Below are 20,010 nucleotides of genomic sequence, written 5' to 3' on the forward strand. Positions count from 1 at the left end.
GTCGATCAAAGGTTTTCCAGGATGAATTTATTCATCAGTAGATACAGATGACGTCTTGTATTACCACCATAAATACCATGATTTCTGTTCGGATAGATCATGGTTTCAAAGTCAACATCAGATTCAACCAAAGCATCGATCATTTCAACAGTATTTTGAAAGTGAACATTATCGTCTCCGGTTCCGTGAATCAACAAATAATTTCCTTTGATCTGCCCTGCTTTTACGAGAGGAGAACCATTTCTGTAGCCTTTGGGGTTCAGTTGCGGTGTTTGCATGAACCGCTCTGTATAGATGGTATCATAGAACTTCCAGTCGGTTACAGGTGCTACGGCTATGGCAGCTTTGAATACATCAGCCCCATCTGCAAGCGAAAGCGATGACATATAACCTCCGTAACTCCAACCCCAAATACCTATCCTATCCTCATCTACATAAGGTAAGTCTGCCAGAGATTCAGCTACTGCTATTTGATCTTCAGTTTCATACTGTCCCAATTTCTTATATATCTGCTTCTTAAAATCCCGTCCTCTGCCTCCTGTTCCACGGTTGTCAACAGAAACCACAATGTATCCCTGATTGGTCAGGTACTGATGCCACATCGGACGAATACCACTCTCAAATGCCTTTGTTACCGTCTGACTTCCCGGGCCGCCATATACATACATCAGCATAGGATAGGTTTGGGTTGAATCAAAATTTACCGGCTTGAGCATATAAGTATTTAAAGAGACCCCATTTACATCAACGGTCATGAACTCTTTTTCAATGAAACTAAACTCGTTTAACCGGGCGGCCAGTGTTTCATTAGATTCCAAAACCCGGATCTGGCGCCCGTCCTGTCGGTGCAATGAAATTCTTGGAGGCTGATTGTAGTCTGAAGACGTATCAATATAGTATTTAAAATCACGACTCATATTAATGCTATGCCATCCCTTCCCATTAGTAAGCATTTCTTTCCGGCGGCCATCAACACGAACACTATAGAGATTTCTTTCCAGTGGTGAGGACTCAGAACTGATATAATATAACCGATAATTGCGGTCATCATGCCCTATAAAATTCGTTACATCCCACTCCCCTGAAGTTACCTGTTTCACAAGCTCACCTTCCATACTATATAAATAAATATGGTTGTATCCGTCGCGATCGCTGGTAGTTATAAACTGAACACCGTTTTCCAAAAAGTAAAGATCATCATGCACATCCAACCATGTATCACTTTGTTCAGTCAGTATCAGATCCGTCGAACCGGTTCGAACATTCGCGAACAACAGGTCCTGCCTATTTTGCAGGCGGTTCATTCTTCGGATCGCAAGTAATTCATTATCCCTTGTCCAATTGATTCTTGGGATATATTGATCGGTCTCATCGCCCACATCAATAGTAATGATGTCACCATTATCCAGGTCATAAACGTGAATACTCACAACTGAATTCTTCTCACCTGCTTTTGGATATTTGAAGCGGATCGGTTCAGGATATAGTCCATCCCAATCTGTCATAAAAAATTCCTTAACACGTTCCTCATTAAACCTGTAGAATGCAATTTGATCTCCCTGAGGTGACCAAAACCATGCTTTAGCAAACCCGAATTCTTCCTCATACACCCAATCTGCCGCACCATTGATGATCTTATTGAATTCACCATCATCAGTGATCTGAACCTCTTCTCCGGATGTAAGATCAACCCAGAAAAGGTTATTATTTCTTACATAGGCTGCCTTATCGCCCTGTGGGGAAAGTTCTGCGTACTGCTGTTTCTCATCCGTAGCCGTTAACTTGGTTAGAGTACCGGTTTCAATGTCATAGACATAGTAGTTTTCGCGGGTACTTCTTCTCCAGATCTGCTCTACTTCAGTTTTAAGTAAAAGCTTAGACTCATCAGCAGAAAACTGATAGCCCTGAACTGGGAATGGTGTACTTCCATTACTCAGGCTATATTCATTACCATCAAACAAAACGGTTTCGGTTCCATCAATAATATCATATTTGATCACTTTATTATCCCGGGTAGCCGAATAGAATTGTCCGTCATTCATCCATCGGACATTTTGAACCGTTTGGGGTGAGAACGTGCCATCAAGTAAATGTTCAAATTCTATCGGCTTTTTGTCCTGTGCCACCGCAGTTGCTGCGAATATCATTACAAAAAGAAATGATAACCTGAATTTAGTCATATGAGTGTCGTATTGGGTTAAAACAAGAAAAGAACGCTGAGAGCATTCTTTTCGGTGTGTTACAGTAAAATAATGAAGTTTAGTATTTTTGCAGAACTACCTTAAGTAGTTTTGTAAGCTTTGCTTTCATCTTTGTACGTGGTACGATGAAATCGAGAAAACCATGTTCCAACAAATATTCTGCTGTTTGAAACCCTTCAGGAAGATCTCGACCAATAGTTTGCCTGATCACGCGCGGACCTGCAAAACCGATCAAAGCTCCCGGTTCAGCAATATTGAAATCACCAAGCATAGCATAACTTGCAGTTACACCACCGGTCGTTGGATCGGTCATGTATGAGATGTAAGGCACTTTAGCTTCATCAAGTTGAGCCAGCTTGGCTGATGTTTTAGCCATTTGCATCAGGCTAAGTACGCTTTCCATCATACGAGCACCGCCGGTTTGTGATATAATGATCAGTGGAATCTTATTCTCGCGGGCATGGTCGATGGCCATACCAAGTCTTTCACCTACCACTGAACCCATACTGCCACCAATAAAAGAGAAGTCCATACAGGCCACAACCAGGTCAAGTTTGTTCATTTTACCTACACCAACACGAGCGGCGTCAGATAGACCTGTTTTATTCTGATATTCTTCCAGTCGGTCCTTGTATTTCTTTCGGTCCTCGAAGTTCAAAGGATCAGTGGGCTGAATTTCCTGTCCCAGTTCTTTGAACTTTCCTTTATCAAAAATGATCTCAAAATACTTCTCACTACCTATTCTAAAATGGTATCCACTCAGTGGATCAACCCAAAGATTATCCTCAAGCTCTCGCTTGTGAATGGTTTCGCCTGTAGTGGGCACTTTGATCCAAACGCCTTCAGGCATTTCCTTTCGGGTATCGGTTTGAATGTTTTCGTCTTTTCTTTTAAACCAGGACATATGCAGTTTTTTATGATTCTGAAGCTGTAAAAATAAAGATTCTACCGCTTAATTCTGAATCTGATTTAGTTAGAATTAGCTTTGTTCAAATTTGAGTTATTCACTTGAACACTCGTTAAATAATTTGATTCCAGCTCTTCCGGTGTTGTTTTGCTAAAGAATTCATCTTTTGCCCCACTATTAAACAGGTTGATCAGACCTTTGGCTGAAATTGTAGTGGAGTCTATAATATTTATATTTTTCAGGGATTCCTCGTTCAGCCGGTCGATTCCCGTGCCAATGATCAGATCACCTTGCTGTAGTTTACTCTCGATCTCTTTTAATTCCATAATTAATGATTCTGATATTGCTTTTACATCTCCATTCTTTCTAAATGACTGATGGTAGAGATGCTTTCTTCTGGCATTGATCACAGCATGTATCTTACCGGCCCCAGCCTTTTGTGCAAAGCCCGCCAGGGTATTTCCTGCATAAACGGAAATCTCGAGCCCGAATAACAAACCTTTTACCGCACTGGCTGCTATCCTTAACCCTGTGTAAGAACCCGGACCGGTGCTTACCAGCACAGCATCCAACTCTTTGATGTTAAGCTTTTGTTCTCGCATCATTTCCCTGATAAAAATAAAGATCAGTTCTGAATGCGAGCCCTTCCTTTCTGTCCTTTTTTCATGCACTTCACCGTTCTCATCCTGATAGCACACAGAACAGATCTCGGTAGCTGTTTCTATGGCAAGTATCTTATCTGAGTTCATTCAATACCAACTGACCTTTATTAAAAATACCCACCGCCCGGCCTTCCAGTTTCTCATTCAGGTAGGGTGAATTCTTAGACTTGGATCGTACATTCTTAGGAGTGAAGGTCCACTCTTCATCGGTATTGAAGAAAGTTAAATTGGCTTTAGCCCCTTTTTTGATCTCGGGTACTTCAAGATTTAGGATCTCCCTTGGTTTATAGCATAATTTATCGATCAACTGCTTCAGATCCATTTTCTTTGTTTGAAACAGCCTCTTGTTGGTGATAGACCAGGCTGTTTCAAGGCCAATTATTCCGTTCGGAGCATAAATGAACTCAACTTCTTTTTCCTCAATGGCATGAGGAGCATGATCAGTGCAGATCGCATCGATCGTTCCGTCTACCAAGCCTTCTACCATGGCATTTACATCCTCCTGCGTTCTAAGCGGCGGATGCATTTTAAAATTCGTGTTAAAATTGGTCCGCTCGATTTCCTCATCAGTAAGATCAAAATGATGCGCACAAACTTCCGTAGTTACATGGATCCCTTTTTTCTTAGCTTTCCTTACCAAGTCTACCCCTTCCTTGGTACTTATGTGAGCAACATGAACATGCCCACCGGTGTATTCTGCCAAAAGGATATCCCGCGCGATCATCACTTCCTCAGCAATACCGGGTGTTCCATCAAGGCCGAGTCGGGTAGCCACTTTCCCTTCATTCATATGTCCCGGCCGGGAAAGTGCAAGATCTTCCTCATGATTGATGATGGGCATTCCAAGCATAGATGAATACTCCAACGCCACACGCATCACCTGTGAATCATAGACCGGATCACCGTCATCACTGAATGCCACTGCGCCACCTTCTTTCATATCAGCCATTTCGGCTATGGACTTACCGGCACGGTCTTTAGTTACACAGGCAATTGGGTGAACATCTACCGGCAGGTTCTCTGCTTTTTTGATAATGTACTCGACCACATCACGAGTGTGTGTGGCAGGTTTAGTATTCGGCATACAGGCAACTGCTGTAAACCCACCGAAGGCCGCTGCATCACAACCTGTTTTGATCGTTTCCTTGTGCTCAAAGCCAGGTTCGCGTAAATGAACATGCATATCCATCCAACCCGGGGAAACATATGCCCCTTTCAGATCATGGACTTCTTCAACTTTTCCAGCTTTTAATCCTGGTGCGATCTCTTTGATCACACCCCTCTCAATGCGGATATCAATGGTATCTTTACCGTTATGGGAGCTGCTTACAGGTTTTAAATTTTTAAGGAGCATAGATCTGAATTTTGGCTTTTTTATTTTGCCTGCAAATATACCGCCTTTAACGGTCAATGCACAAATAGCCTTGGGCAGTTTCATTGACTGCGATCTTTCATCACAACAAAATCACCCTCGAAGGAAGCGTGAATCTGTTCGACGATTTTAATTTGAGCTTTTAGCGTGATCCGGGATTTTCCGAACCGTTCATACATTTCTCTAAATCTCGATAAATCTTCCTCCTCAGGAATCAACAGTTCAGCTACAAAATTCTGATTGATCGGCTTCAGGTATTCTGTAGAACTTCTGCCAATCACAATAGCAGGAACGGGGCCCTCATCATCAAACAACAACCGCAGATAAGACCACCCGGTGGTGATCAATAAACTGCTGATACTCCCGCCAAATGCTGTTGACTGATGATTGATATTATTGAACAGAGGCGCCTTCAATTTCACCTCACTCTCTGAAAATGAAACGGCTTTCACACCCAACGCCCTGGTGATAGGGATGTGCTTATAGAGATATTGTTCGATCTGGGTTTTGGTCATGATATTCTTTACATGCTGAAGTAATAAAGGTCTTTGCTTGCGTAAAGGTTTAGTTCCTCAGCACTGAATAATATTTAATGTTATTGGGAATATGTCTTTTTGAGAAAGTTGCGTTTTCTGATTATAAATATAATTTCTGATCATTGGGAGATCTTTTGAGATTACTGTAAAACCCAAATAATCATGATGACTTTTGGATTTCTCTTTGTCCATGCGAAGGAATTCAATCCTTCTTACCTTAAGCCATAATTTTGAAACGAAAAATCCTATGTCAGAGAATCAGATCCCGTTCTTATTTGATATTCCCAGCGTATCGCAACTCACCGATAAGATCAAGAATGTTCTGGAAAAGAACTTCATCGATATATTGGTTGAAGGGGAAACAAGCAATGTGAATCAAAGCAGAAACGGGCATTATTATTTCACTCTCAAGGATTCGAATGCATCCCTTCCCTGTGTAATATGGAGAAGTACGGCTCAGCGTCTTGACCTAAATCTTAGTGACGGACAACAAATAGTGGTTGGGGGCGATATTCAGGTTTATGCCCCGCATGGACGATACCAAATGATCGTAAGCTTGGTTCAACAGGCCGGAATTGGGAAATTACAGCAGGCTTTTGAGAAACTGAAGGCCAAACTGAAGGCAGAAGGGTTATTTGAGGAGCATCACAAGAAACCACTTCCCAAATTTCCCCAAACCATCGGGGTGGTGACATCAGCCACCGGTGCTGCTTTTCAGGATATAAGATCTACATTTGAAAAGCGATGGCCGCTTGCGACCGTTAAATTACATCATGCTTCAGTACAGGGAGTCAATGCAGCAGGCGAGATAGTTCGAGGGATAGAGTATTTCTCTTCAAGCAAGAATGTCGAGGTGATGATCATTGGGCGCGGCGGAGGTTCTCTTGAGGACCTCTGGCCTTTTAACGAAGAAACTGTGGCAAGGGCTGTCTTCAAAAGTGAAGTTCCGGTCATAAGTGCCGTGGGACATGAAGTTGATTTTTCCATTTCAGATTTTGTAGCTGATGCCAGAGCAGCCACTCCAACGCAGGCCGCGGTGCTTGCAGTACCCGATATCAATGAGATCCGATTTCTAGTGGAAGACAAAACCAAAAAACTTGAAATACACACCACTGGTGCTATTCAGTTATACAAAGACAAAGTCTCTAATCTGGCAAAATCCCACGCCCTTCAAGTTGTGAAACAGAAAATGGATTCAGCGCACGTTAATATTCAAAATTTACGAGAAAAACTTGCTCATAAAGCTGAATCGCAGATCAGGAAGCGGCAGAAGATATTGATCTCGCTGTCCCACGCATTGGACAAACAAAATCCCAATGAGCCCCTCGAAAAAGGCTTTGTGCGAGTTTGGCAAAATGAAAAATGGATACGGCAATCCGATTCTTTTAAGGAGAAAGAGTCGTTTGAATTGCAGTGGAAAGACGGTGTAAAAAAGGTCTGAGAGTTTCCATTCTTCATATATTCTTTAAGATTTTTGAGTAGCATCCGAAAAACTCCGGAGGCATCATGACACTCATCAAACTTACCACTGATACCATAGGTCAGGGAACCCTGCCCTGCATAGATCTCAAAAACCCAAATAGTCCTGAGTTGTTTACATACAATCGGGATTGGTTACTTGACCGATTTGAGGAAGGAATGGTCATCATAAAGCTGGATACTCCTAAAGATGCCTTCATAGAGTACGTGCCTGCTGAATTTGCATGGAAACCTATTTATGCTCCGGGCTATACATTCATCAATCATGTTTATGTGGCAGATGATGAACCTGAGCAATGGCTAAAATCAGAGTTACTGCAAATAGCTGAAACTGACAACAGCACAAGTTACGGCATGGTAATTGTATTGGAGAATGAGGATTTCAACCAAGACAGAGATTTCTACCTTCAGCGCGGATACCTTGAGCATGCTCATATTCCTGGATTTACTATGCTGGTCAAAAAGTTCAAGATGGAAGTGCCAGTTCCCTCATTCGCCTTGCCAATAGCAGAGAAAACAAACCCACTAAATCCTCATGGCATTACGATAAGTTATGCGGATCAAAGTGCCTTTGTGAACTATTACATCCACGAGATGAAGGTCATATTTGAGGACATGGGGTTCAATGTAGAACTACAAAGAGTGCATACACCTGAGGAAGCAAGGGAGTCGGGTTCACCATACGGAACCTTTGGTGTCTTTATGGATGGTCATTTTCTTACACATAAATTGCTAAATAAACACGGAATTGAAGAACTAATCGGTTCACTGGACTTAAACGAAATGTATCCGGAATTCAAATATCTGATCGCCAGCTGATAAATGATCAGATCCCTCCTGAAAGATAACGTAGCCTAAAGCACCTACTTTTGAATACGGTTCACCCGAAATGCCGAGTTGCCGCAAGAGGACTGTATGTCCCATTCGTACCCTGATACGAAACACGGTTAGAATCTACACCGTATCTTTCATTTTGATTGTCGAACAAAGATTAGGGATTAAAACGTATCTGAAACGAAAAGCGGAAACCGTATCGTAAAGAAAATTTATGTATCTAATTCCAGTCAATCTGAATCACCATTTATCCAGCCGAACCGCCTTTGAATAGATTTGATGGTTAATGAATGTCTCTCAGTGCCTTTTGTACCCAACAAAAACCCGACAGGTCTCAAACTCTCTACATTCTCACACACAATCTTGAACAGACCAAGATATGGAATGATGATCAGCATTCCGGGCAACCCCCAGATCATCCCTGCAGCTATAAGTGAAAAAATTATAACCAGTGGATTTATTTCCACATATGAACCTGTGATATTGGGTGTCAAAATATTGTTTTCCAGAAACTGAACGATCGCAAACTGTACGATCACTGCCAGGGCCAGCGTTGGAGTTTGTGTTCCAAGCACAAATAGCAAAACCACACCATAGCCCAATATGGTACCAAGATAGGGGATCAGATTGAACAGGGCCGCTATGACCCCAAAGAGAAGTGCATATTCCAAACCGATCAAATAAAAGCCAAGTGAATTCAACCCCATAAGCAAAAAACAAACTATGAGAAGACCTTTAAGATATTTTGGAACTACTTTTGATGCCTGATCAATGATGTTTTCTAAAACACCCTCATGTTTATCCCTGATAAGCATAGACACAAAGTCTCTGAATTTATTCCTATAGAAAAGCAGTAAAAAAGTATAAACCGGTAGCAGACCCAATGTTAAAAGGGTATTGGTTGTAGTTGTAAAAAATTCAGTAAAGTATTGTCCCGTTTCACCTAAGCTACGGACCACTGCATTAATGCTTTCTTCAGATATCCCGGTATAGCCTGTGATAGAACCCAAAATATTTTGCAGGTTCTGTTCAAACTGAATTCGTATTTGCGGAAAATCATTGGTGAAATTGGAGGTAAGCACTCCCACCGCACTACCTACCACTCCTAAAAATATCCCAAATCCAATGATCACGATCAGATTTGTAGCAATACGTGGCACACTTTTTCTCTCGAGCCACTCAGCATAGGGAAATAATAGATAGGCCAGCATCACGCTAAGGAACAGTGGTACCAACAGCTGACGGGTTAATATCAAAGCTGCGATAAGCAGAAAGGCAAAAGCCAACCGTATGGTACTTCTCAATAAGAGTGGGTACTGATTCATTTTTTTAACCAAGAATATAATTTGTGATGGTGAATTTCTGAAATCAATTTAACTGTCTAAAAAAATGAAAAAGGCCGATTCTAAGAATCAGCCCTCTATCAAAAATTAATATTGATGAATCACTTATCCGTCAGCGAGGCGACACCGGGCAATTCCTTGCCTTCAAGATATTCAAGACTGGCTCCTCCCCCGGTTGATACATGTGACACTTTCTCCATCAGTCCGGCCTCTTTGATAGCTGCAGCTGAATCACCGCCACCAATGATGGTAGTTGCTCCGAATTCAGTAGCTTCCGCAAGAGCTTCAGCTACGGCAAATGTGCCGTCTGCAAAATTCTCCATCTCGAACACGCCCATTGGCCCATTCCAAACTACTGTCTTGGCTGCTTTGATCTGATTGCCAAACGCGATGGATGACTGTGGACCAATATCAAGGGCCATCCAACCATCCTCGATCCCATCTTCATCCACAACTTTGTGCTCGGCATCGTTTTTGAATTCTTTAGCAATCACGTTATCCATAGGTAACATGAATTTAACGCCTGCCCTTTTAGCTTTTTCAAGCAACTCTTTGGCCAAACCTACTTTGTCTTCTTCCACAAGCGAATCGCCGATCGGCCAGTCCTTAGCTTCATAAAAAGTATAGGTCATTCCTCCACCCACAATGATGGTATCTACTTTAGAAAGCAGGTTCTCAATAACACCGATCTTATCAGATACCTTAGCACCGCCAAGGATCGCCACAAATGGTCGCTCAGGATCATTGATACTCTCCTCCAGGTACTTGATCTCCTTCTCGAGCAGGTAACCAGAAACAGAAGGTTGCAAATATCTTGTTACGCCTGCAACCGAAGCATGAGCTCTGTGTGAGCTTCCAAATGCGTCATTCACAAACAAATCACCGTGAGCCGCCAGCTTTTTGCTGAATTGCTCGTTATTTTTTTTCTCTTCTGGATGGAATCTTACGTTCTCAAGAACAACCACCTCACCGAACTCAGCTTTATTGATCACTGATTCGGCTTTTTCACCGATGCAATCTTCCGCAAAATATACTTTTGCATCAATCAGCGTTGAGAGGTGATCAGCGGTTGGTTTCAAGGAGAATTCCGGATCCGATTCTCCGGCCGGGCGACCCAAGTGACTTGTCAGTATCAACAGTCCCCCATTTTCAATTACATGCTTAATGGATGGTAATGCCTGAACGATACGGTTATCATCCGAGATCTTTCCGTTTTCAATCGGAACGTTGAAATCCACGCGCATCAGTACTTTTTTACCTTTTACTTCGACATCGTTGAGAGTGAGTTTAGCCATGAGTCAATTGATCATTTATAATTTAAATATCACCGTAATGTACCAAGATCTCATCATGAAATGAAGTTTTCATGAACCCGGATTCCATCCTGCTTTTCATCGACAATTTGAATATTTTTAGCGCACTGAATTCTAATCTGAAAATATCGGGAATTGATGAGAACGGTTTACTTCGATCACGCTGCCACTACCCCAATGGACGAGCGCGTTTTAGAGGCCATGATGCCTTACCTGAAAGATAATTACGGAAACGCTAATTCTGCTCACCACCTTGGACAAAAAACAAAGGTAGTGGTCGAAGATGCTCGCGAAAAAGTAGCTGCAATGATCGGAGCCGAGCCATCTGAGATCGTATTCACCAGCGGTGGTACTGAAAGTGACAATGCAGTCATCAAAGGCGTACTTGCAGTTTCAGGTGATAAGAACGAAGTGGTAACCTCTGAGATCGAACATCATGCGGTTCTTCATACTGTTGAGATGGAAAAGATGCGGGGGATCAAACCGGTGTTTGCACGTCCTGATGAAACAGGAATGATCACCGCCAGTGCCGTTCGTGAAACTATTACCGAAAAGACAGCTTTAGTTAGCCTTATGCACGTCAATAATGAAATTGGTTCCATCAACCCGCTAAAAGAAATTGCAGAGGTTTGCAATGAGTTTGATGTACCCTTTCATTCTGACACTGTACAAAGCCTGGGTAAGCTTCCTGTCAATGTAAAGGACCTTGGAGTCGATTTTTTATGTGGTAGTGCCCATAAGATATACGGACCGAAAGGTACCGGTATCATGTATGTAAAAAATGGAGCCCGTTGGGTACCATGGATGATAGGCGGATCTCAGGAAAGACGCAGACGCGGCGGAACCCTGAATGTTCCGGGCATCGTAGGATTTACAAAGGCACTCGAATTGGCTGTTGATGAAATGGAAGCCCATATAGCGCAATTTAAAAAATTACGTTCACTTCTTTTAGATCAGCTAAAAGATAAATTATCAGTCGATGTTACCGTAAACGGGCCACAGAAAGATGGCGTCCCCCACATAATTAATCTATCTTTTAGCAATGACGACGACAAACACATCGATGGAGAAATGTTATTGCTGAACCTGGATATCGAGGGTATTTGTGTTTCAAACGGCTCAGCCTGTACATCCGGTGCGGTAGAGCCATCACACGTGCTGGCCGGAATTGGAATAGAGCCAAACCTTGCTAACTCAAGCATCCGTGTCAGCCTTGGTAAACAAAATACAGAAGAAGACATCTTCTATTTTGTTGAAAAACTGAATGCTGTTCTAAGCCGAATGTTCAATATAGCCTAATGAAAAAGCATATTTGTATTTACTGCGGGTCACGAAAAGGAAACTATCCAAAGTTTCCTGAAATTGCCAAGGACGCCGGTCGCGAAATAGCCCGGCGAGACTGGGGCATTATTTATGGTGGCGGACGTGTTGGAATTATGGGCGAAGTGGCAAATGCTGCTTTGACAGAAGGCGGAGACGTTATCGGAGTCATCCCGACTCAACTTAAGGAAAGAGAGGCTGCTCACAAAGGGCTCACCGATCTCCACGAAACTCAGGATATGCACACCCGAAAAGCTCTTATGGAATCTTTGTCCGATGCCTTTCTTGTTCTCCCGGGAGGATTTGGAACCCTCGATGAGTTCTTTGAGATACTAACCTGGCGGCAACTCGGTATTCATAACAAGCCGATCTTCATCATCAACACCGATGGCTATTTTGACGGATTGCTACAGTTCACGGAAAAGGCGGTCAGCCACGATTTCATCCATAAAGAAAGCTTATCCCTGTTCACCGTTTGTGAAGATGTGGATGACTTTATGGGTCAGATGGAACGATTTTTCGAGTTAGATTGATTTCCTAGCCAACAACCGATTATTTATAAGTTTTTGCGACCATGGCTGAACTCTCAATTGAAAACCCACTTCCTGAATGTCCAGGTTCGCCGAACTGTGTTCGCACCCATGAAGTATTTAACACCGGCGTAGAAGTAGTGTTTGAGTATATCTCACAGATTTTCGAGGAAGATGCCCATGAGTTCGAAATTGAGGATCCTAAGCGAATAGAACTACATGCTGTTTACAGAATCCCCATATTTGGTTTTAAAGATGATGTGAATGTGATACTTGAGGAAAAGAACGGAGAAACCATTGTCTACATCAGAAGTGCAAGTAGGCTTGGAGAGTATGACCTGGGTGTTAACAAACGCAGAGTTCGGAAGATCTTTAAGAAACTCAAGAAAGAGATTAAGATCTAATACTTCGCTATATTCAGCAAAAATTCTAATTCAATCACGCAAATATGTACACCGGTTTATTACATGCTCACTCAGGACTTCGTTGGATCTTATTGGTACTGATCGTTTGGGCGATCATTAAAGCCATTTCCGGATGGATGGGACAGAAAGAATATCAAAAATCAGATCGGATAGCTGCTCTTCTTGCCCTTATCGTCACCCATATTCAACTGCTCATAGGATTGGTCTTGTATTTTATCAGTCCTAAAGTCTCTTTTGAATCTGGTGTAATGGAAAGCACCTTGCTTCGGTTTTATACCGTTGAACATATCACCATGATGATCATTGCTATCGCTTTGATCACCTTTGGTTTCAGTTCTGCCAAAAGACTTGAGGCCTCGCTCGCTAAACATAAAAGAGTGGCTATTACATATGGCATTGGACTGCTGATCATGATCGCGTCCATCCCATGGCCATTCCGCGGCTTGAATACCGGCTGGTTCTAAGACCTATATTTGTGTCTATATCCTAAGCTCTTGTGTTCTGCTCAGGAGCTTTTTTTGTTTACTTAAAAAACAGCGATCCTTGATTTGAGTAGCTTTTATTCACCCGTTTTTTATTCATCTAATCTACAACCAGAAAACTTATGTTTATATTACTGAAAACAAACAGATAAAGATTATGAAGCATAGACAGTTAGGCAAAACAAATTTCGAAGTCAGTGAGATCGGCTTCGGATGTATGTCCCTTGAATTGCAAAAAGGACAACAGTATGTCAACAGCCTTATTAGAAAATCATATGATGGTGGTATCAATTTTTTCGATACGGCTGATCTCTACGATAAAGGTCTGAACGAGGAGATGGTTGGAACCGCTTTGAGTCCTGTCCGTGATAATGTATTTATATCCACAAAAGTCGGTAATGTATGGCGAGAAGATGGTTCCGGCTGGGATTGGGATCCTACTAAAGAGCACATTCTGAATGGAGTGAATGAAAGTCTGCGCAGACTACAAACAGATCACATTGATCTATATATGCTGCATGGCGGAACCATTGATGACCCCATTGATGAAGCTATAGAAGCATTTGAATCCCTGAAAAAGCAGGGTAAGATCAAAGCTTATGGTATCTCCTCCATACGTCCGAATACCATTCGCGAGTGGACAGATCGATCTAATATGGATGTAGTTATGATGCAATACAGCCTGCTCGACCGCAGGCCTGAGGAAGAAGTTTTAGATCTGCTTGCTGAAAATGATATCAGCGTGATAACCCGTGGTACCATTGCAAAAGGAATGCTGATCGATAAAGCCGGTCAGAATTATCTGAGATACTCGGCTGAACAGGTTGAAAAGATGAAAGAAGCAGTAAATGAAACTGGTTCACCAATCAAAGCTTCTGTTGATTACGTGCTTCAACATTCTGCAGTTGCATCAGCCATATTAGGGATCAGAACAGAATCTCAACTGAATGAGATACTTGATTCACAACAAGAATCCGTATCTGATGCAAAGCTAGAACAATTAGCCGGTGTATTAGAACCAAATATCTACGAAAAACACAGGTAAACTACAGTTATTCCTGAAATCTTATATCTTTAGGAAAAATCAGATTCCACATTATGGATATTCAATACATTGCAGACAATAAAGCTCTACAGGATGTGGCGAGCGAGATCAGCAAAGCTGATGAGTTTGCTATTGACCTCGAATTTGACCGCAACCGTTACCGCTATGGCTTCAATATGTGTTTGATGCAGGTCTACGATGGCAACGAGTGCTACGTGATCGATCCTTTAAGCAGCGATATTGATATTCAGGGCATATTTCCTGTTATAGAAGACCCTGAGATCCAAAAAGTGGTTTTCGCCTTTGGAGAAGACCTTAGACTATTTCACTCTATGGGCTGTTTTCCAAAAAATCTTTACGACCTTGATGCTGCCACAAGTCTTTTAAATTTTCAGCCGGCATCACTCACAAAACTGATCAAGCAAGTCTTGGAAATTGAGGTTAACAGCAGCTCTCAGCAAAGCAACTGGTTCCGGCGGCCCTTATCAGAAGATCAGCTTCATTATGCGGCAGACGACGTTCTATATCTTCTGGATTTCAAAAAGGAACTGAGCAAGATAGCTGATGAACAGGGGGTACTGGAGTGGATCCATCAGGAAAACCGGATATTCAATCACTTAGACTATAGCGATGAAGATCACAATAACCTTATTAAAGACAAGGATAAAAACAACCTGACCGTTTTTGAATGGCACCTATACCGAAAACTGATGGAATTCTTTGATGAGGTCGCCAAGTCATTCAATAAGCCGGTATATCATTTAGCAAATAAGAAATTGATTCAGGACCTGGCAACAGACCCGGGAAAGGCTGAAAACTGGGAAAACACAAAAGGAATTTTTGGAGGCATTAAAAATGCATCCTTTAAATCTGATCTCTTGAAAGTGATCAAGGAGGCGATTAGTGAAGCCGAAGAAGAGAATCTATCTAAAAATAAAAAGGCCTCTTACTCCATGAGTAAAGAAGATTATCTTGCAATGCGCCGGGAGCAGAACAGGATCAATAACCTTAAGGATAAGCTGATGAAGCCTATTCAAAATAAGATTGCAGAAGACTTTGGAACGCACGCCAAATCATTCATACTTCCAAACCGACTTGCCAAAGAGATAATAGCCGGGAAAACAGAGCTAATGCCCGACTACAAGATCAATTTATTGAGAAAATATTCAAATGAGTTGCAGCTGGATATAAGTGACTTTTTATGATAGCATCAATGCTTGTCTAACTGATGTTTTCCATCTGAAGCTACATTTTCAACCGTCCACTTAATAGCTTCCTCAAATTGATGTTGCCTTACATCACAATTCTCAACCTGACATAGCCGGCACGAAAACTCCATGCAATAATCGGTATGAATGAAGATCTCTATGCGATTTCCAAATTTCTTAGCGATCAACTCCTCGATCTTATCCAATTCAGCGTGAGCCTGCTTTACCGTCAGATACCACGGAAGGGTAAGGTGACAATCCACATGCAGGATTCTCCCATATTTTATAATTCGCAAATTATGGAGATCGATCCATTTTGGGTCGCGGTTTTCCTGCAAAAAGTTGATCATTTCTTCCAGAAGATCTTCGTCCGACTCATCCATGATACCTGCTACAGCTTGTCTTAGTATCCTCACCCCCATTCGCATAATCAGTAGAGCAAAAATAATGGCCACTATCCCATCGATCCATTCAATTCCGGAGAACCTAATAAAAACCAATCCGGCTATAATACCAATGGTTGTGTAAGTATCCGTTTGCAGATGTTTTCCGCTGGCCTGAAGAGCCAGAGAATCATTACGTTTTCCGGTCTCATAGGCCCAGTAACCAAAGGCATAGTTGATAACCGCCGATACTGCTACAAGCACAATTCCCAGATCCAGACTGCGTAAAGGCTCAGGTTCAATAAAACTTCGTATAGCCTCCATAATGATCAGCAAACCGGCTACTGTAATGAGTGCTCCCTCTATGCCTGCTGATATAAATTCGACCTTTCCATGGCCATAAGGGTGATTGGAGTCCTTCGGTTTAGCGGAAAGATATAAGCTGTATAACCCGATAAAGCCACTGATCACATTGACAATACTTTCGAGGCCGTCAGTAAGTACCGCTACTGACCCGGTCAAGTACCATGCTGCCATTTTTAGAACAAAGAGAACTACCGCCACCAACACGATGAACTTCTGGACTCGTATATTCTCCTTCCCCTTATTTATCGATGTATTATCCAAATGACCTGCTCTTCATTGGCATTCCAAATACTCTTTGTTCTATTCCCCAAACATGCTCTCATAGTCTTCAATTGATGCTTTGATAACCTGACTGGCATGTTCAACATCATAAATACCCTCTACAAATACATCTTTAGTCTCGCGACCCGGAATCAGTTTATACGTACCAAAGTAGTGTCTCAGCCTTTCTATCAGCACCGGAGGCAGATCATTCACGTCAGTTACATCTGCATAGTACGTGTCATTGTCCAGTACAGAAATGATCTTGTCATCAGCTTCACCCTGATCTACCATATGCAAACCTCCGATGACCCTGGCGCTTAGGATCACCTCATTCCTATCAATCGGGCGCTCGCTAAGAACACAAATATCCAAAGGGTCGCCATCACCTTTCACCTCTTGCTTGGAAAGCTTACCAACTTCATCACCGCAATAGGTTCTTGGAATAAATCCATACAAAGATGGAGGAAGCGATGAACTCCTCTGTGGACGATCTACCCGCATATAGCCGGTCTTCTTATCCACCTCATATTTGATAGTATCGAATGGAGTAAGCTCAATAAAGGCGTTTACGATCTCGGGTGGATTGGAACCAACTTCCAGTCCGTGCCAGGGGTGGGGTCTCCAACGAAAGAAAGGATTGGGGAAATTTGCCATAATGATATGTTCTGATTTAACTTTTTAGATCATACAAGGTAAAAGTATTGGCGGAGAATTGCTTTCGCTTAAGGGTGATTTGCAACTTAATTATCTCGCATAAGTTGGTTCTACTACTTCGTAGGTATAATGACCTTCAAAAATTCGTCCAAACATATCAGTGACTCTGATATCGATCATCTGAGTGCCAACTGGAATATTATTTGGTACATTCACTTTCCATAGATGATCCGATTCAACGGGATTGGAAGGTCTTCTGCCCTGCTCAGGAAGTTGATCCATGGTATCCCACTTTTGACGCAGCTTGGCCACATATGGATCCTGTTCAGCTACACGGTTCATGGGCCTCCACATGTCATCACTTCCTTGTAGTTTGTACTCTACTTTTGTGTATTCGTTGCCCAAATAGTAATTGACGTAAAGCTGAGCCCCGTGCCACCGGTTCTGTGGTACTACTTTGGGACCCCATATACTCATATGATCACTTTCGTTAGAATTAGCAACCCTATAATCAATAGTGTAGTCATTACCACTGATGTTCAATATCGCATATCCATTCGGTGTACCATCCCGCATCTTTGTTTCGGGAATACCGCGCTCATCAAACTCACCAGACCACCAATCGCCACCGGTGGTGCCAACATTATAATGCACGTGAGGTTCAAGACGCTGCCATCCATCCTCAACATCAAAGAAATGAAAGCGCTGCAGGTGGGTATGAGCGGATAACGAGAGGGTGTTTGGGTAATCTTTCAATAATTCAAACAACCGACTTCTGTCCTGAATACGGAATGTTTGATTTGGAGTGTTTGGAGTGAATATAGGAATGTGAAAAGCTATCACGACCAGCTTATCCTCAGATACATATTTCAGATCATTTTCAATAAAAGTGAGTTGCTGATCAGTGAGTCCTCCAATATAACCGGAACCACCGTCGGGTCTAGGATATATCACATCATCCAGGATGATGAAGTGAGCTTCTCCATGATTGAACGAATAAGTAGCCGGACCGAATGTTGCTTCAAAGGTTTCGTCTGCATATTGATCGGTCTCAGCATCAAAATTCATGTCATGATTGCCATATACGTTAAGCCACGGAGTTCCTATTTTTGAAATTGACTCATTGTAAGGCTCAAACAGATCCAGATCATCCCCAACGATATCACCAAGTGTGATACCAAACTCATAGCCCTCTGCTCCTTCTAATTCCGCCACGATATCGCGATCAAAGAAATCCACCTCCTGACGGGTATACGGCTGTGGATCGCCAAATAAGAGTACTTTAAAATCGTCTTTTAACACACTTTTGTGTAGCGGAAAGTTCAGTTTTGCCGGTAATGGACCCGTTGGTTCAACCCCTTCGTATCTCAGATCTGGCGAACCATTTGGTTTATGGATATAAAAGAATTGAGGCTGATTCAATCGGTTCAACGGAAATTCATATCCTGACGGTTTGATAACGAACACAGTGGCATCTTCTTCATCTATGGTGAGCGTATATCGTCCACCCTTACTAGTTAGTACAACTTCGGATCCATTTGAAACCGAAACATTTGACAGTGGTAATTCATCACGGTCCAGTGATCCATTTCGATTTTTATCCTCAAACACTATCCCGCTTGCTGTAAGCTGAGCATATACGGTTTGGGAAAAAACTAATGAGCTAACGCATAGGAGGAAAAGAAAAGATCGAAGAGTCATATTAAAAAGGTTGATTCCAGTTTGTACAAAAACTTAAATAATTGAGTAGGAAAAATCTCGCTATTCGCATTAACCAATTGTTACCAAATGAGACAACAGTATTAGAGGTAGAGTTCAAGTTCTTCAGGTACGTTTTTTTAACAAGTGTCCTTGGCTAGCATGTAGAAAGTATTTTCAACTTAAATGCACTTTATTACCCACTTCAAGAAGTTCTCGTCCATATCAGAAATATCATTTCAAGAGTAATAACAGATCTTTTTCAAACTCACTATATGCTGAATTTTTATGGATCCTTTGTACTTGATTCGTAAGCAAGCAGATTAGCTATTGATCAATTTTACTGTAATACGGCCTTAATAACCACAAACCCACCTTCTCCGTAACCGTGTTGAGGCTCTTCCGGTTCTTTTTCGGAGGCAGTAACTAAGGTCTGCCAATATTCAAGATCTCCAAAGCCCATATTTCCAAGATATTCAGTGATTTCGCGTACTGAGTGAAAGTGAGCATCTCTATAAAACGGGTTATCCTCTTTATTTTGCTGGTACTTCTGTCCAAGCGGGCTACCTTTATCGATCATTCCAATGATAAACTTACCATTTTTTTTAAGAACGCGTGCCGTTTCTCGGAATGCCTGTTGGATATCATCAAGGAAGCAAACCGTGGTTATCATAACAGCGAAATCAAACGTCTCACTTAAGAAGGGCAAATTCTCAGCTTTTGCAAGAAATGTTTTTGTTCCTCTCTGTTCGGCAATCCGAGCCATATTCTCCGAAGGATCTATACCGCGATTGATGGCGCACTTTTCGGCAAAACGTCCGGTACCTATACCGATTTCAAGTCCGTATCCTGTATAAGGTACCACCTTATCAAGAGCATTCAGCTCCGATTGAAACCAGACGGGATGGCTATCAAACCATTGGTCGTACTCTTGGCTGTTTTGGTCGAATACTTCTACTTTATTCATAATTATATATGTAAACGATTA

The 20,010-nt window shown here is 42.1% G+C and carries 19 protein-coding genes; 8 read left to right on the forward strand and 11 right to left on the reverse strand.

Translation table 11 applies throughout. The annotated features are described in order from the left end of the window. Window positions 1-5 precede the first annotated feature (5 nt). The 5 genes from ACKGJO_RS07535 to ACKGJO_RS07555 form a co-directional block, all read right to left on the reverse strand. Complete coding sequence (locus ACKGJO_RS07535; protein ID WP_411322801.1) at window positions 6-2,180, reverse strand: S9 family peptidase; 2,175 nt, start codon at window positions 2,178-2,180, stop codon at window positions 6-8. Window positions 2,181-2,259: 79 nt separating this feature from the next. Then, a complete protein-coding gene (gene accD, locus ACKGJO_RS07540) occupies window positions 2,260-3,105 on the reverse strand; it encodes an acetyl-CoA carboxylase, carboxyltransferase subunit beta (protein ID WP_411322802.1) in 846 nt (281 codons plus the stop codon). 65 nt (window positions 3,106-3,170) lie between these two features. Beyond that, window positions 3,171-3,857, reverse strand: a complete 687-nt coding sequence (gene tsaB, locus ACKGJO_RS07545; protein WP_411322803.1) for a tRNA (adenosine(37)-N6)-threonylcarbamoyltransferase complex dimerization subunit type 1 TsaB — start codon at window positions 3,855-3,857, stop codon at window positions 3,171-3,173. Further along, window positions 3,844-5,208, reverse strand: coding sequence for a dihydroorotase (locus ACKGJO_RS07550; protein ID WP_411322804.1), 1,365 nt, complete (start codon window positions 5,206-5,208; stop codon window positions 3,844-3,846). The genes tsaB and ACKGJO_RS07550 overlap by 14 nt, the downstream gene beginning before the upstream one ends. Continuing rightward, the gene (locus ACKGJO_RS07555; RefSeq protein WP_411322805.1) at window positions 5,205-5,657 is read right to left on the reverse strand and encodes a YiiD C-terminal domain-containing protein; all 453 of its coding nucleotides are present in this window, start codon (window positions 5,655-5,657) and stop codon (window positions 5,205-5,207) included. Before ACKGJO_RS07555 ends, ACKGJO_RS07550 begins: the two co-directional genes overlap by 4 nt. 268 nt (window positions 5,658-5,925) lie before the next feature. Between ACKGJO_RS07555 and xseA the strand changes: the two genes are divergently transcribed. Further along, complete coding sequence (gene xseA / locus ACKGJO_RS07560; RefSeq protein ID WP_411322806.1) at window positions 5,926-7,119, forward strand: exodeoxyribonuclease VII large subunit; 1,194 nt, start codon at window positions 5,926-5,928, stop codon at window positions 7,117-7,119. Between the two features lie 65 nt (window positions 7,120-7,184). Then, window positions 7,185-7,976, forward strand: a complete 792-nt coding sequence (locus ACKGJO_RS07565) for a YoaP domain-containing protein (RefSeq protein ID WP_411322807.1) — start codon at window positions 7,185-7,187, stop codon at window positions 7,974-7,976. Between the two features lie 245 nt (window positions 7,977-8,221). On the opposite strand, the gene ACKGJO_RS07570 is transcribed toward ACKGJO_RS07565, so the two are convergent. Further along, entirely contained in the window at window positions 8,222-9,316 is a 1,095-nt protein-coding gene (locus ACKGJO_RS07570; RefSeq protein WP_411322808.1) for an AI-2E family transporter, read from the reverse strand. Window positions 9,317-9,435: 119 nt separating this feature from the next. Then, window positions 9,436-10,629, reverse strand: a complete 1,194-nt coding sequence (locus tag ACKGJO_RS07575; RefSeq protein ID WP_411322809.1) for a phosphoglycerate kinase — start codon at window positions 10,627-10,629, stop codon at window positions 9,436-9,438. A 156-nt stretch (window positions 10,630-10,785) separates the two neighbouring features. Here ACKGJO_RS07575 and ACKGJO_RS07580 point away from each other — a divergent pair, with 156 nt between their 5' ends. The 6 genes from ACKGJO_RS07580 to ACKGJO_RS07605 all read left to right on the forward strand — a co-directional run bounded on the left by ACKGJO_RS07580 (window position 10,786) and on the right by ACKGJO_RS07605 (window position 15,654). Then, window positions 10,786-11,946 carry a cysteine desulfurase family protein gene (locus ACKGJO_RS07580; RefSeq protein ID WP_411322810.1) on the forward strand — a complete coding sequence of 387 codons (1,161 nt, stop codon included), beginning with the start codon at window positions 10,786-10,788 and terminating at the stop codon, window positions 11,944-11,946. Further along, a complete protein-coding gene (locus ACKGJO_RS07585) occupies window positions 11,946-12,500 on the forward strand; it encodes an LOG family protein (protein WP_411322811.1) in 555 nt (184 codons plus the stop codon). The genes ACKGJO_RS07580 and ACKGJO_RS07585 overlap by 1 nt, the downstream gene beginning before the upstream one ends. A 41-nt stretch (window positions 12,501-12,541) precedes the next feature. Further along, a complete protein-coding gene (locus tag ACKGJO_RS07590) occupies window positions 12,542-12,901 on the forward strand; it encodes a DUF1499 domain-containing protein (protein ID WP_411322812.1) in 360 nt (119 codons plus the stop codon). Between the two features lie 44 nt (window positions 12,902-12,945). Beyond that, the gene (locus ACKGJO_RS07595; protein WP_411322813.1) at window positions 12,946-13,386 is read left to right on the forward strand and encodes a cytochrome B; all 441 of its coding nucleotides are present in this window, start codon (window positions 12,946-12,948) and stop codon (window positions 13,384-13,386) included. Between the two features lie 175 nt (window positions 13,387-13,561). Continuing rightward, the gene (locus ACKGJO_RS07600; RefSeq protein ID WP_411322814.1) at window positions 13,562-14,449 is read left to right on the forward strand and encodes an aldo/keto reductase; all 888 of its coding nucleotides are present in this window, start codon (window positions 13,562-13,564) and stop codon (window positions 14,447-14,449) included. 53 nt (window positions 14,450-14,502) lie between these two features. Then, window positions 14,503-15,654 (forward strand): ribonuclease D, encoded by a 1,152-nt coding sequence (locus ACKGJO_RS07605; RefSeq protein WP_411322815.1) that lies wholly within the window; start codon window positions 14,503-14,505, stop codon window positions 15,652-15,654. A 5-nt stretch (window positions 15,655-15,659) separates the two neighbouring features. Here the strand turns inward: ACKGJO_RS07605 and ACKGJO_RS07610 are convergent, their stop codons facing one another. The 4 genes from ACKGJO_RS07610 to ACKGJO_RS07625 form a co-directional block, all read right to left on the reverse strand. Continuing rightward, window positions 15,660-16,667, reverse strand: coding sequence for a cation diffusion facilitator family transporter (locus ACKGJO_RS07610; protein ID WP_411322816.1), 1,008 nt, complete (start codon window positions 16,665-16,667; stop codon window positions 15,660-15,662). A 39-nt stretch (window positions 16,668-16,706) separates the two neighbouring features. Beyond that, window positions 16,707-17,324 (reverse strand): inorganic pyrophosphatase, encoded by a 618-nt coding sequence (locus ACKGJO_RS07615; RefSeq protein ID WP_411322817.1) that lies wholly within the window; start codon window positions 17,322-17,324, stop codon window positions 16,707-16,709. A gap of 90 nt (window positions 17,325-17,414) precedes the next feature. Then, window positions 17,415-19,025 carry a calcineurin-like phosphoesterase C-terminal domain-containing protein gene (locus ACKGJO_RS07620; protein WP_411322818.1) on the reverse strand — a complete coding sequence of 537 codons (1,611 nt, stop codon included), beginning with the start codon at window positions 19,023-19,025 and terminating at the stop codon, window positions 17,415-17,417. A gap of 337 nt (window positions 19,026-19,362) precedes the next feature. Beyond that, window positions 19,363-19,989 (reverse strand): class I SAM-dependent methyltransferase, encoded by a 627-nt coding sequence (locus ACKGJO_RS07625; protein WP_411322819.1) that lies wholly within the window; start codon window positions 19,987-19,989, stop codon window positions 19,363-19,365. Window positions 19,990-20,010 lie beyond the last annotated feature (21 nt).

Source organism: Gracilimonas qinghaiensis, assembly GCF_046602855.1.
Taxonomy (GTDB): Bacteria; Bacteroidota; Rhodothermia; order Balneolales; family Balneolaceae; genus Gracilimonas.

What these genes read in the sequence shown, in the direction of transcription:
- ACKGJO_RS07535 (WP_411322801.1), bottom strand. Translation starts at nt 2,180, where the DNA reads ATGACTAAATTCAGGTTATCATTTCTTTTTGTAATGATATTCGCAGCA.
- accD (WP_411322802.1), bottom strand. Translation starts at nt 3,105, where the DNA reads ATGTCCTGGTTTAAAAGAAAAGACGAAAACATTCAAACCGATACCCGA.
- tsaB (WP_411322803.1), bottom strand. Translation starts at nt 3,857, where the DNA reads ATGAACTCAGATAAGATACTTGCCATAGAAACAGCTACCGAGATCTGT.
- ACKGJO_RS07550 (WP_411322804.1), bottom strand. Translation starts at nt 5,208, where the DNA reads ATGAAACTGCCCAAGGCTATTTGTGCATTGACCGTTAAAGGCGGTATA.
- ACKGJO_RS07555 (WP_411322805.1), bottom strand. Translation starts at nt 5,657, where the DNA reads ATGACCAAAACCCAGATCGAACAATATCTCTATAAGCACATCCCTATC.
- xseA (WP_411322806.1), top strand. Translation starts at nt 5,926, where the DNA reads ATGTCAGAGAATCAGATCCCGTTCTTATTTGATATTCCCAGCGTATCG.
- ACKGJO_RS07565 (WP_411322807.1), top strand. Translation starts at nt 7,185, where the DNA reads ATGACACTCATCAAACTTACCACTGATACCATAGGTCAGGGAACCCTG.
- ACKGJO_RS07570 (WP_411322808.1), bottom strand. Translation starts at nt 9,316, where the DNA reads ATGAATCAGTACCCACTCTTATTGAGAAGTACCATACGGTTGGCTTTT.
- ACKGJO_RS07575 (WP_411322809.1), bottom strand. Translation starts at nt 10,629, where the DNA reads ATGGCTAAACTCACTCTCAACGATGTCGAAGTAAAAGGTAAAAAAGTA.
- ACKGJO_RS07580 (WP_411322810.1), top strand. Translation starts at nt 10,786, where the DNA reads ATGAGAACGGTTTACTTCGATCACGCTGCCACTACCCCAATGGACGAG.
- ACKGJO_RS07585 (WP_411322811.1), top strand. Translation starts at nt 11,946, where the DNA reads ATGAAAAAGCATATTTGTATTTACTGCGGGTCACGAAAAGGAAACTAT.
- ACKGJO_RS07590 (WP_411322812.1), top strand. Translation starts at nt 12,542, where the DNA reads ATGGCTGAACTCTCAATTGAAAACCCACTTCCTGAATGTCCAGGTTCG.
- ACKGJO_RS07595 (WP_411322813.1), top strand. Translation starts at nt 12,946, where the DNA reads ATGTACACCGGTTTATTACATGCTCACTCAGGACTTCGTTGGATCTTA.
- ACKGJO_RS07600 (WP_411322814.1), top strand. Translation starts at nt 13,562, where the DNA reads ATGAAGCATAGACAGTTAGGCAAAACAAATTTCGAAGTCAGTGAGATC.
- ACKGJO_RS07605 (WP_411322815.1), top strand. Translation starts at nt 14,503, where the DNA reads ATGGATATTCAATACATTGCAGACAATAAAGCTCTACAGGATGTGGCG.
- ACKGJO_RS07615 (WP_411322817.1), bottom strand. Translation starts at nt 17,324, where the DNA reads ATGGCAAATTTCCCCAATCCTTTCTTTCGTTGGAGACCCCACCCCTGG.
- ACKGJO_RS07620 (WP_411322818.1), bottom strand. Translation starts at nt 19,025, where the DNA reads ATGACTCTTCGATCTTTTCTTTTCCTCCTATGCGTTAGCTCATTAGTT.
- ACKGJO_RS07625 (WP_411322819.1), bottom strand. Translation starts at nt 19,989, where the DNA reads ATGAATAAAGTAGAAGTATTCGACCAAAACAGCCAAGAGTACGACCAA.